This is a genomic window from Synechococcus sp. R5-12, assembly GCF_047502655.1.
GTDB lineage: Bacteria > Cyanobacteriota > Cyanobacteriia > Thermostichales > Thermostichaceae > Thermostichus.
Genome location: NZ_JANSIM010000063.1, coordinates 1 through 12214, shown reverse-complemented (window position 1 = coordinate 12214; position 12214 = coordinate 1). Strand labels below are relative to the sequence as shown.

The 12214-nt window shown below is 59.4% G+C and carries 8 protein-coding genes; 4 read left to right on the top strand and 4 right to left on the bottom strand.

Annotated elements, in window-relative coordinates:
- Positions 1-123 precede the first annotated feature (123 nt).
- The gene (locus tag NW843_RS04200; RefSeq protein WP_414522203.1) at positions 124-1446 is read left to right on the top strand and encodes a dihydroorotase; all 1323 of its coding nucleotides are present in this window, start codon (positions 124-126) and stop codon (positions 1444-1446) included.
- Positions 1447-1714: 268 nt separating this feature from the next.
- Entirely contained in the window at positions 1715-2116 is a 402-nt protein-coding gene (locus NW843_RS04195; RefSeq protein WP_414522202.1) for a SaoD/DsrE family protein, read from the top strand.
- 15 nt (positions 2117-2131) lie between these two features.
- Here the strand turns inward: NW843_RS04195 and clpB are convergent, their stop codons facing one another.
- From clpB to phoU, 3 genes are all read right to left on the bottom strand, one after another.
- Positions 2132-4774, bottom strand: a complete 2643-nt coding sequence (clpB, locus tag NW843_RS04190; protein ID WP_414331635.1) for an ATP-dependent chaperone ClpB — start codon at positions 4772-4774, stop codon at positions 2132-2134.
- Positions 4775-4973: 199 nt separating this feature from the next.
- The gene (locus NW843_RS04185) at positions 4974-7259 is read right to left on the bottom strand and encodes a ribonuclease R family protein (protein WP_414522201.1); all 2286 of its coding nucleotides are present in this window, start codon (positions 7257-7259) and stop codon (positions 4974-4976) included.
- Positions 7260-7321: 62 nt separating this feature from the next.
- Entirely contained in the window at positions 7322-7963 is a 642-nt protein-coding gene (phoU, locus tag NW843_RS04180; RefSeq protein WP_414350183.1) for a phosphate signaling complex protein PhoU, read from the bottom strand.
- Positions 7964-8171: 208 nt separating this feature from the next.
- Here phoU and NW843_RS04175 point away from each other — a divergent pair, with 208 nt between their 5' ends.
- Positions 8172-9500 (top strand): four-carbon acid sugar kinase family protein, encoded by a 1329-nt coding sequence (locus tag NW843_RS04175; RefSeq protein ID WP_414522200.1) that lies wholly within the window; start codon positions 8172-8174, stop codon positions 9498-9500.
- Positions 9501-9516: 16 nt separating this feature from the next.
- On the top strand, positions 9517-11043 hold the full coding sequence (locus NW843_RS04170; RefSeq protein WP_414522199.1) for an FAD-dependent oxidoreductase: 1527 nt from the start codon (positions 9517-9519) through the stop codon (positions 11041-11043).
- Positions 11044-11109: 66 nt separating this feature from the next.
- Here NW843_RS04170 and NW843_RS04165 read toward each other — a convergent pair whose 3' ends face one another.
- Complete coding sequence (locus NW843_RS04165) at positions 11110-12057, bottom strand: IS630-like element ISSoc15 family transposase (RefSeq protein ID WP_414522198.1); 948 nt, start codon at positions 12055-12057, stop codon at positions 11110-11112.
- Between the last annotated feature and the right edge of the window lie 157 nt (positions 12058-12214).

Here is a 12214-nt window from a genome sequence, read left to right as displayed (position 1 = left end):
AAGCCCGCTCCGTACCGCTTAGCGGTCGGAGCCGGGTAGTTTACTGGATCCAGATGCGGCTGTGCTGGCGGAGCCAAGTCAATAGTCTTTATCTTGAGAGCGCCTTTGGGGGAGGGCGGAGCTTTGTCTGGAGATTTGCTGATCCGAAATGCTGAGCTGCTGGTGCCGGAAGGGGATCCCTGGCGGGGGGATGTGCTGGTGCGGGAGGGGCGCATTGCCCAAATCGGCCAAAACCTCTCGCCAGAAGGGGTGGCCAAGGTCATCGACGCCGAGGGCCATACCTTGATGCCGGGGGTGATCGATCCGCAAGTTCACTTCCGCGAGCCGGGCCGAGAGCACAAAGAAGACCTGCAGACGGGATCCTGGGCCTGTGCCCGGGGCGGGGTGACCAGCTTTTTGGAGATGCCCAACACCGACCCGCTGACGATTGACCAAGCGACGCTGGATGACAAGTTGGCCCGTGCAGGCAGCAAGTGTGTGGTCAATTACGGCTTTTTCATCGGGGCCACTGCCGATAACTTAGAAGAGTTGCAAACGGTGCAGGGAGCCTGTGGCATCAAAATCTTCATGGGATCCATGCATGGGCCCCTGTTGGTGGATGATCAGGCGGCGCTGGAGCGGATTTTCGGGGAAACGGATCCCAACTTTTTAATTGCCGTCCATGCCGAAGATTTGTCTCGCATCACAGCTCGTAAGGCCCTGTTTGCCGGACGCACAGATGTAGCCGTTCACTCGCAAATTCAGGACGAGGAATCGGCCCTGATCGCCTCACGGCGGGCTTTGGACTTGGCCACCCGCTACCGCCATCGCCTGCACATTTTGCACCTTTCCACCGGCCTAGAGGTCGAGCTGCTGCGCCAGCACAAGCCAGCTTGGGTGACGGCAGAGGTGACCCCCCAACACCTACTGCTCAGCACCGCCGATTACGCCCGGCTGGGATCCCTGGCCCAGATGAACCCCCCCCTGCGGGATCCCCCCAATTCGGAGCAACTGTGGCAGGGGCTGCAGGACGGGATCCTGGATTGCATTGCCACTGACCATGCCCCCCATACTCTGGAAGAAAAGGCTCAGCCCTACCCCCACTCCCCCTCGGGTATGCCGGGAGTAGAGACGGCCTTGCCCCTGATGCTGACTGCAGCGCAGCAGGGCCGCTGCACGCTGGCGCAGGTGGTGCGGTGGATGTGTGAGGCGCCGGCCCGCCTCTACGGGATCCCCAACAAAGGGCGGCTGCAGGTGGGCTACGACGCCGACCTGGTGCTGGTGGATCGCCACACACCCAAACCGGTGCGGCGGGAAGAGCTGCTGACCAAATGCGGCTGGAGTCCCTTCGAGGGCTGGGAATTGGTGGGCTGGCCCCTAGTCACGATCGTGGGCGGACAGATTGCCTTTCAAAACGGCCAGGTGGATCCCTCGGTGCGGGGAAAGGCTCTTCAGTTTCAGCGCTAGCCAGGGATCCCTGCTATCCCGCAAGGGCTTCCGATAGCAGCAGGACAGAAGTGGCGCAGTAGCCTATCCTAGCTTCCCTCTCCCTTTGTGGGAGAGAAGCCAGGCCTGAGGGCGGGATGGCGCAAAAGCATCAGGAACGGTCTCAGGCTGGTTTGCCGATCACCACACACCTCGGCCTGCTGGGTCCGGCAACTCTGGCCCAGAAACTCGTGTTACTCTGAAAATGATAATTACTGATAATCAAAATTGAAAACGGCAAGGGGGCCTCATGAAAGTTGCCTACGTGTTCACTCACCCTCGCTGCGGCACCTATAAGTTGGGCCAGATGATCCTGCCCCAGCTTGAAGCAGGGGTGCATGGAGCGCAGGTGGTGGGCATGTTCTTTTTCGACGACAACTGCTTTGTTTTGCGGCAGGGGGATCCCATTGGCGAGCGCTTGGCCAAAGTTGCCCAAGAGCAAAACATCCTGCTGATGATGTGTGACATGTGCGCTCTGGAGCGCAACCTAGCCGAAGGGGAACCCCGCTGGTGCGACGCTCAAGGACGCGGGCGCAGAGAGCCAGCTCGGTGCGTTCCCAAAAACGTCGTCAAAGGAGTGCAGGTGGGCTGTTTCCCTGACCTCTACGAGGCCTTGAAGGACAACCCACCTGACCAAGTGATTGCGCTTTGACGGAAGGACCCCGACTTAGCTGACGGCCACAGCCGCCGGCGGCTCTTGGCTGGGCTGAGAGCCGATCTTGCGGAAGATCAACCGCTCGTTGGCTACATCCACCAAAATGCGGTCGCCGGGTAGGAACTCGTTTTCCAGCAGCTTGGTGGCAATGGGATTTTCGATCTCCCGCTGGATCACCCGCTTCAGGGGACGGGCCCCGAACACTGGGTCGTAGCCCACCTCTGCCAGGTAGTCCTTGGCTTCTTCGGTGAGCAGGATCTCGATTTGCTGATCTGCCAGCAGCTTTTCCACCCGCTGCATTTGCAGGCCGACAATCTGGCGAATTTGCTCTTTGGTGAGGGCGTGGAAGATGATCAGCTCGTCCACCCGGTTAAGGAACTCCGGTCGGAAGTGGTGCCGCAGCATGGCCAGCACCTGAGTTTTCATCTCCTCGTAGCGGCTTTCATCGGCCCCAATTTCCAGGATGAGGTCGCTGCCGATGTTGCTGGTCATGATGATGATGGTGTTTTTGAAGTCCACTGTCCGCCCTTGGGAGTCGGTGATGCGGCCATCGTCCAGCACCTGCAGCAGGATGTTGAAGACATCCGGGTGGGCTTTTTCCACCTCGTCAAACAGCACCACCGAGTAGGGGCGTCGCCGCACCGCCTCGGAGAGCTGCCCGCCTTCTTCGTAGCCCACGTAGCCTGGAGGAGCTCCGATTAGACGAGAGACCGAGTGCTTCTCCATGTACTCGGACATGTCGATGCGCACCATCGCCTCGGAAGTGTCGAAGAGGAACTCCGCCAAAGCACGGGCCAGCTCGGTTTTCCCCACGCCAGTGGGCCCCATGAACAGGAAAGAGCCGATGGGGCGATTGGGATCCTTCATGCCGGCCCGGGCGCGCCGAATGGCTGCCGCTACGGCGGCTACCGCCTCGTCTTGGCCCACCACCCGCTGGTGCAAATGGGCTTCCAGGCGCAGCAGCTTCTGCTTTTCCGACTCCATCAGGCTGGTGACCGGGATCCCGGTCCAGCGGGAGACGATCTCGGCAATATCTTCAGGAGTCACTTGCTCCCGCAGCAGCGGCTCGCCGTTGGTCTGCAGCTTGGCCAGGTGAGCCTCCTGCTCTTGGATTTGCCGCTCCAATTCCATCAGCTTGCCGTACTTGAGCTCGGCAGCGCGGTTGAGGTCATATTTTTGTTCAGCCTGTTCGATTTGAAGCTTGACGGCGTCCCGCTCGGCTTTAAGGCTTTGCAGGCGTTCGATAGCCTCTTTTTCAAATTGCCAGCGAGCATTCAACTCCCGTTGTCGCTCCGTCAGGTTGGCCAGCTCCTGCTCAATTTTGCTGAGGCGATCTCTAGAGGCAGCATCATCTTCTTTTTTCAGGGAGAGCTCCTCCATCTGCAGTTGCATGATGCGCCGGTCGATCTCGTCCAGCTCGACGGGCTTGGAGGTGATCTCCATTTTCAGCTTGGCCGCCGCTTCGTCCACCAGGTCGATGGCTTTGTCGGGCAGGAAGCGCTCGGAGATGTAGCGGTTGGAGAGCACCGCTGCCGCCACCAAGGCGGAGTCGCTGATTTTCACCCCGTGGTGCAGCTCGTAGCGCTCTTTGAGGCCGCGCAGGATGGAGATGGTATCTTCCACCGAAGGCTGATCCACGTACACCGGCTGAAAGCGGCGTTCTAGGGCCGCATCTTTTTCGATGTGCTTGCGGTATTCATCCAGGGTGGTGGCGCCGATACAGCGCAACTCGCCCCGCGCCAGCATGGGTTTGAGCAAGTTGCCGGCATCCATGGCCCCTTCGCCGGCCCCGGCGCCGACAACGGTGTGCAACTCGTCGATGAAGAGGATGATCTGGCCTTCGGATTCAGTGACCTCTTTGAGCACAGCTTTGAGGCGGTCTTCAAATTCCCCGCGGTACTTGGCCCCGGCAATGAGAGCGCCCATGTCCAGAGCAATGACTCGCCGGTTTTTCAGAGACTCCGGCACATCTCCCCGGTTGATGCGCTGGGCTAGGCCCTCCACAATGGCTGTTTTCCCCACGCCGGGTTCGCCGATGAGGACGGGGTTGTTTTTGGTGCGGCGGGAGAGCACCTGAATGACGCGGCGGATCTCGTCATCTCGCCCGATCACTGGGTCCAGCTTCCCTTCGCGGGCCGCCTGGGTGAGATCGCGGCCATAGCGCTCCAGGGCTTCGTAGCGGGATTCGGGGTTTTTGTCGGTGACCCGCTGTTTGCCTCGCACCTCTTTGATGACCGGTTTGAGGCGCTCTACCGTCAGGCCCAGGGGTGCCAAGACCCGCTTGCCCACCCGCTCATCTTGCAGGGATCCCAAAAACAAGTGCTCCACCGAGATGAAATCATCGCCGTACTCTTTGCGAAACTCCTCGGCCCGATCCAGGGTGGTTTCCAGGCCGCGACCCAAGTAGAGCTGATCCACCCGCGCCAACTTGGGCTGCTGGTTGATGAAGCTTTCCACTTTATCCCGCACCAGCCTCGGATCGATACCTGCCCGTTGCAGGAGGGTTTGGGTGAGCCCCCCCTCTTGATCCAGAAGGGAGATCAGCAAATGCTCGGTTTCCAACTGTTGCTGCTGGTGCCGCCGGGCCACATCTTGGGATTGGACAATGGCGCTCCAAGCTTTTTCGGTAAATTGGTTGGGATTGGTGGGCTGCATAGGAGTTCGGCAGAGCTTTGCTACTCAGTATAGGAAGGCAATACAGACACAGGGAGCACCCTGGACTCTTGCGGGGCAGTAGAGCTGGGTGCCGGAAGCTCCGGTAGGATCTTCCTGATCTAGGTATCGCCTATTTTGCCAGAGCCAGAGTTCGCAACAACCGTCCTCTCCAGCTGCGATCCATGGAGGGATCCCCGCCTTATTCTTCTTCTTCGTAGGGACGGCCTTCCCCGATTACCGCCAGGTCAATTTGTTGGCGGTAGTAATCCACGTTCTTAATCTGCACCTCCACCCGATCCCCCAGGCGAAACTGGCGCCGACTCTTGCGTCCCACCAGCGCCTGCTGACGGCTGCGGTACTCGTACCAATCGTTTTTCAGGGTGCTCACCCGCACCAAGCCTTCCGCCAAGATGGGATCCACCTGGACAAAAAAGCCGTAGTTCTGGACGCCGATGATCAGGCCGGGGAACACCTCTCCCAGGTGCTTTTGCATGAACTCAGAGCGCTTCAGGCCCATCAGCTCCCGCTCCGCCTGCTGCCGGATCCGGTACCCCTCCTGAATTTTGGGCAGTTGCGCCTGGAGAAACGCCTGCCATTCCTCCTGCACCTTGGGCGGCAACACTTGCCAGTCGATTTGGCCGTAGCCGCTGGGGCCGTGCAGATCCACCACGGTTTTGGAGCGAGAGCTGCGGCGATCGCGTCCTTTGCTCAGGGCCAGGTGCAGAGCACGCAAATTGAGCAAGTCGGCATAGCGGCGCAAGGGGGCCGTAAAGGTGGCGTAGGGTTCTTTGAGGCCCAACCCAAAATGGCCGAGTTGCTCTTCCAGAGGCTGGAGGCGATACTCCACCGGGGGCAAGGTGGCCAGCATCTGCGCCACCAAGGCTGGGCTCGCGCCAGAGGCCAACACATCGGGAGCGGTGATGCGGGCACAAATCCGCTGCCAGTCCGCCAGAGTTACGACAGCGGGATCTTGCAAATTCAGATCCAGCTTCATGGCATTGGCCAGGCGCAAAAAGCTCTGCAGGGCCTCGGCGGCAGGGGCAGGCTGCACGCGGGCCAAAGAAGGGATCCCCAACTGGCGCAAATGGTGGCCCAGGATTTGGTTGGCCAGCAGGAGAATTTCCGTCATCAGGGCATGGGCGCCGAGGCGATCGCTGATCAAGAGGGGGCCGTAGCCGCTTTCATCGGCAGAGTGGGGAGTGAGCAAATCCAACAGGGGCAGGTCAAATCCCCCCGCCTGGTGACGTTTGGCCCGTAGGATCTGGCTAAGGCGCAGCAGGTTTTGCAGCAGGGCCATCAACTCCGGCACTTCTTCGTCGGGGCCCAAGTCGGCGGTGGTGGCCAAAAGAGCCTGCACCTGACCATAGGACAGGTGAGCCCGCGATTGCACCAGGCTGGGGTAAATCTCGAAGTTTTGTACCACCCCTTCTGGGTCGAGGGTCACTAGCAGTGAATAGGCCAAGCGCTCCTGCTGTGGCAACAGAGCCAGGCGGTTGTGCACCTCCGGCGGAAAGAGAGGCAGCACCATCGTATCGAGGTAGACGGTGGCCGTCCGCTGCTGAGCCTCTTGCTCCAAGGGGTGGTCGGGATCCAGCCAATGGGCCACGTCAGCAATGTGGATCCCCAGCAGCCAGTGGTTATCCTCCTGCCGTTGTAGGGAGACGGCCACGTTGGGTTCCAAGCCGTGGGGATGCTGCAGATCCAAAGGCTCCAGAGTGATGCAAAACCAATCGCGCAGATCGCGGCGGCCCTTTTGGTCAGAGCGGCTGAGCTTTTTGGGCAGAGCTGCTGCTGCCTCCAACACCGGGGCGGGAAACTCCTGCGGCAGGTCGTACTTGCAACAGACCAAATCTGCATCGATGGAGGCCTCTGGGCCGTCGCCCAAGATTTTGCGAATGGTTCCGGTTGGGGGTAGATCCCCCAGCGGGTAGCGATTCACCTCCACATAGGCCACCCGACCTTCCGCCAGCTCGACAGGGGATCCCTCCGTCAGGGCCAGCTCGAACAGCAGCCGGTCGTCCAAGGGCACCACCCGAAAACCCTGTTCCGTCTGTTTGAGGCGACCCACCAGGGCAGAATTGGCCCGCTCCATGACGGCCACCACCTCTCCCTCAGGGCTGCGGCGACGGTTGCCATCTTTGGTGACCCGCGCCAACACCTGATCCCCATTCCAGGCGCCGCTGAGGTTGCTGCCGTGGATGTACACATCCTCCACCCCCGGCTCGTCCCGAATGGCGAAGCAAAAGCCTTTGCTGGAACAGCGCAAACGCCCCACCACCAAAGATTCGTCCGGCTTGCGCCGATAACGGGGTGGATCCCCGGATCGTTCCAGAAACCCGGCCCGCACCAGGCCATCTAGGGCAATCTCCAGCATTTCCGGCGCTTCTGGATCGGCGGACTGCAAGAGAGCAAGAAGAGTATCTTTGTCGGTCAATTGCTCGGGAGGCTGAGAGAGAAAATGCTGAAAAATTCGAGAGAAGTCCATTTTGGGTATTGGCAAAAAAGAAAAAGAGGGGTTAAGACATCGCAAGACCCAACCCGTTGGCGTTAGTCACGCTGGCCGGTGACGATAAAAGCTACCCGCTGACCGATGTTGGTGCTGTGGTCGGCCAGACGCTCCAGGTAACGGATCGCCAGCAACATCAATAGAATAGGCTCGACCGATCCGCGAATGTCAGACTGCTGCGCCAACGTATTGTAAAGGTTAGTGTAATCTTCATCAACGGCGTCGTCTTCCCGCTTCAGTTGTCGGCCCAGGTCGGCGTCCAATTCTGTCAGGGCCACCAGGCTGTGGCTGAGCATTTTCTGGCAGCGCTGCATCATCACGCGAATACGACCCAGCTCCGGGGGCGGCGGGTACATGACCAAGCGCAGGGCCACTTCGGCCAAATCTTTGGCGTAGTCGCCAATCCGCTCCAGATCGCGTACCAGTTGCATCAGGGTACTGATCCAGCGCAGATCCCGCGCCACCGGGGAGCGCAAGGCAATCAAATTAATACAGTCTTTCTCGATTTGACGATAAAAACGGTCAATTTGCTTGTCTTGGGCGATCACCTGTTCGGCGGCGGCCAAGTTCTGTTCAAACAGGGCCTGCTGGGCCAAGACCACCGACTTTTCCACCAGCGCCCCCATGCGCAGCACGTCCTGCTGTACCCGTTTGATGTGAAGTTGCAGCTCGGCTTGCCCCATGGCTTTCTCCCATGAATGTGGGCAGGGGGGAAATGTCTGCAGTCGTTTTGGATTCAACAGAGCCAGTTGATCTCAATCATGGCAAACTTCGCCTGGAATAGGGGCAGGGAAGATGGCCAACTTGGGGGAAGATGAAAATAGCGGTTGCCCTTTGAGGGGGATTCGTCTGTCTGGAGTTCTCGGGTTGCTTTGTCATTGAGACGGTCTCATGGCTCTCCCCCCTATCGTTGTGTTGGACGATGATCCCACCGGATCCCAAACCGTTCACAGTTGCTTGCTCCTCACCCGCTGGGATCCGGAGACCTTGAAGCTGGGGTTGCAGGATAGCTCGCCAATTCGCTTTATCCTCACCAACACCCGATCCCTGCCGCCGGCCAAGGCCGAAGAGGTGACGCGGTCGGTCTGCCGGGCCCTCAAGCAGGCCATGGGGGAGCTGGGGTGGGAGCGGGCCCTTTTTGTTAGCCGCTCCGACTCGACGCTGCGGGGGCACTACCCCTTGGAAACCGATGTGATGGCAGCGGAGCTGGGGCCCTTCGATGCTCATTTTCTGGTGCCGGCCTTTTTTGAGGGAGGGCGCATCACCCGCAACAGTGTCCACTACCTACGGGTGGGGGAGCGCTGGGTGCCGGTGCATGAGACGGAGTTTGCTCGGGATGCGGTGTTTGGCTACCACCACAGCTATTTGCCGGACTATGTGCAGGAGAAAACCCAGGGGCGGATCCGGGCTGAGCAGGTGGAGCGATTGACCCTAGAGCAGATTCGCGCCGGCTGTCTGGAGCGGCTTTTGAGTCTGGAGGGGAATGTCTGCTGTGTGGTGGATGGAGAAACCCAGGCGGATCTGGATCGGTTTGCCCAAGATGTTTTGGCGGCAGCCTCTCAAGGCAAACGCTTTTTGTTTCGCAGCGCCGCCAGCCTCCTGACGGCTCTGGCCCAGTTGCCGCCACAACCCGTTCCCCCGGAACAGATGGGGCAGTTTGTTCGCTCCTCTCAACCGGGGGTGGTGATCGTGGGATCCCATGTCCAAAAGACCAGCCAGCAGTTGGCCCGCCTGCTCCAGGAGCCAGGGATCCAGGGCATCGAGGTGGAGGTAAGGCGGCTCTTGGAGCCGGGGAAGGAAGCCGAGCTGCTGCCGGCAATCCTGGAGCAAGTCCACCGCGCCTACGGGCAGGGCCTGACGCCGGTGGTCTACACCAGCCGGGAAGAAGTGGGGTTTGACGGCGCCAACCCGGAGGCACGCCTGGCCTTTGGGCAGAGAGTTTCCCGCCTGTTGATGGCCATTGTGCAGGGGCTGCCGGAGGGGATTGGCTATCTCGTCAGCAAGGGCGGCATCACCTCCAACGACACCCTCAGCCTCGGCCTCAATCTGCCGGCCGTGCGGCTGCTGGGGCAGATCTACCCAGGGATCTCCATGGTGCTCACGCCGGCGGATCACCCCCGCTTTCCCAACCTGCCGGTGGTGCTGTTTCCGGGCAACGTGGGCGAGGCGGATACGTTGGTTTTAATCCACCGTCGCCTCCACAGCCGCGGGCTAGTCTAGCCTGGAGGAAATCACCATGGCTGAACTCATCTCCCCCCCTGAAGCTCTGCCTGCCTTGGAGGCCTGGTGGGGATCCCTGCGGCAGGGGCCAACGGTGTTGCCTCCGGCGGTGGTGCACCGCTGTTCTGAGCGCCTGGGCAGCCGGGATGCCGATGTGGTGATTGCCGGCGGCACCCTGGGGATTCTCTTGGGGGCGGCTTTGGCCCGGCGAGGCTGGCGGGTGATCCTGATCGAGCGCGGCATCTTGCGGGGGCGGGAGCAGGAGTGGAACACCTCGCGGCAGGAGCTGCAGGTGTTGTTAGAACTGGAGCTGCTCACCCCGCCCGAGTGGGAGGCAGTCCAGGTTACCCACTACCCCAGTGGGCGCATTGGCTTTGGGGAGGGTCCCACCTGGTGGGTGGAAGGGGTGCTCAATGTGGGCGTGGATCCGGTCGGCTTGCTGGAGTTCCTCAAGCAGCATTTCCTAGACTGGGGGGGCCAGGTGCGGGAGCAGACCGGGTTTCTCAGCGCCACGGTCCACCCCGACGGGATCCGCATCCAGACCACCACCGGCCAGCTCAGCGCCCAGCTCCTGGTGGATGCCATGGGGCACCGCTCCCCCATTGTGGCCCAGGCTCGCCAAGGGCAGCCGCCGGACAGCGTCTGTCTGGTGGTGGGATCCTGTGCCCAGGGGCTGCCGGAGCAACCCACGGGGGATCTGTTCTACAGCTTTACCCCAGCCCAGAACGGCTACCAGCCCTTCTGGGAGGCCTTCCCCGCCCGCGAGGGCCGCACCACCTATCTGTTTACCTACTGCGACCGGGATCCCCGCCGACCGAGTCTAAAGAGGCTCTGGGAAGACTACTGCCGGCTACTGCCTGCCTACCAGGGGGTTGAGCTGGAGCAAATCCGCTGGGTGCGCAAGCTGTGTGGCGTTTTCCCCGCCTACCGGTGCAGCCCCCTGCAACTGCCCTGGGATCGCCTCCTGGCAGTAGGAGACAGTAGCGGCAGCCAGTCGCCTTTGAGCTTTGGCGGCTTTGGCGCCATGTTGCGCCACCTGGATCGCCTACAGCAGGGGATCCACGAGGCCCTGGCGCAACGGCAGTTGAACCAGGCAGCCCTGGCCCTGCTGCAACCCTACCAGCCCAACTTGGCCGTGACCTGGCTATTTCAGAAGGCCATGATTCCCCCTCTGCAGAACAAAAGTTGGGATCCCAATAGCATTAACCGCCTGTTGAGCAGGGTGTTTGCGGCCATGGTTGCCGCTGGCCCCCAGGTGGTGCAGCCCTTTTTGCAGGATGTGGTGCAGTTTGGCGGCTTGGCCCAGGCCCTGTGGGGGGTGACGCGTCGGGATCCCAGCTTGGTAGCCAGACTTTTGCCTCGGTTGGGGTTGCCGGAGCTGGTGGCATGGGCGGGCCACTTTGGCGCCCTTGGCCTCTACGAGCTGCTGCAAAGGCTAACAGATCGCCCGGAGCCGGAAACCAACCCCCAGGACTACTTCTGGAAGCGGCGCCGCGAGGCTTGGCGCTACGGCTGCGGTCAAGATTACAAGTTATTTCCATAGTGATATCGAAACATTGTCAATTGTGATTCAATGTGATCAAGCTCACCATTACAGCCTGTTAAGGGCTCAAGGGGTACAATAGCAGCACTTAGCAAACCAACTTCGGAAGGAGGATGGATTGATCAGTAGTAAAGAAGTCTTCACTATCTGCTCCATGCTATATTTCCCAATTCTGCAAAGCTGCCGAATAAAATGCTTCAACACCGACCACATCATCTCAATGGGATTCAACTCCGGCGCATACACAGGCAGGTATAGGATTCGTGCTCCTGTACCCCTAATCAATTCCTCAACTTCCCGACTCTTGTGGATATTTAAATTGTCCATAATCACAACCTTCCTCGCATCTGGCTTCGGACATAGCTCGCTTCTCAAAAACTCCAAAAAATCTCCTTTCTTCATCCCACCCTTGATGACACGACAGCCAACTACACCTCTCAAGGAAATAGCTCCAATAACCGTATACTTTTCACCCTTGTATCTCTGACGATAATGATAAGCCCTTTGACCACGTAAACTCCGAGATACTCTCCGCTCCATTCCCTCCCAGACTCCCGTCTGGTCGATGGCAATCAAATCCTCTTCTGGAATATTCCTGACTTCTTGACTATAAGCTAGTCGTTCTCTTTGCACCTCCTCTTCTTTGACTTTTGCACTGCGGTAGGTCTTTTTTTTTAGAGTCATTCCTTGCTTTTTCAAGAAATTATGTATCGTGACGATGCTTACATTGATTCCTAAGCGCTCGCGCAACAGTTCTTGATACTGCCACAGGTAGAAGTCTGGGTGTTCTGTAATAATTGCCATCACTTCCTGCCGATGTTGTTCCAAAATGCCCACTCGCTTGGTGCCTGCTTTCTTAGGGGCTAAATCTTGAGTTTGTTGGTACTGACGCACCCAGCGGTGTACTGTTCTTTTGGTCACCATGAAGCGTTTAGCTACCTGGCGGATGGAGGTGTTACCTGCCTGATAGGCTGCTACAACTCTTTGCCGCAAATCCAAAGAATGAGTCGGCATTCCTTTCTCTCCTTCCTCTTGAATACCTGTACCCTATTTTAAATTAAAAGGCTGTACGTTTCATGACGTTTGATATCCATAGTGGAAGAGTTGGGAATTCTTTATCCATCCACTCGTCAGCTAGAAATCGCAGGAGCCCCGCACTGTACCCGTAGGG

What these genes read in the sequence shown, in the direction of transcription:
- NW843_RS04195 (WP_414522202.1), top strand. Translation starts at nt 1,715, where the DNA reads ATGAAAGTTGCCTACGTGTTCACTCACCCTCGCTGCGGCACCTATAAG.
- clpB (WP_414331635.1), bottom strand. Translation starts at nt 4,774, where the DNA reads ATGCAGCCCACCAATCCCAACCAATTTACCGAAAAAGCTTGGAGCGCC.
- NW843_RS04185 (WP_414522201.1), bottom strand. Translation starts at nt 7,259, where the DNA reads ATGGACTTCTCTCGAATTTTTCAGCATTTTCTCTCTCAGCCTCCCGAG.
- phoU (WP_414350183.1), bottom strand. Translation starts at nt 7,963, where the DNA reads ATGGGGCAAGCCGAGCTGCAACTTCACATCAAACGGGTACAGCAGGAC.
- NW843_RS04175 (WP_414522200.1), top strand. Translation starts at nt 8,172, where the DNA reads ATGGCTCTCCCCCCTATCGTTGTGTTGGACGATGATCCCACCGGATCC.
- NW843_RS04170 (WP_414522199.1), top strand. Translation starts at nt 9,517, where the DNA reads ATGGCTGAACTCATCTCCCCCCCTGAAGCTCTGCCTGCCTTGGAGGCC.
- NW843_RS04165 (WP_414522198.1), bottom strand. Translation starts at nt 12,057, where the DNA reads ATGCCGACTCATTCTTTGGATTTGCGGCAAAGAGTTGTAGCAGCCTAT.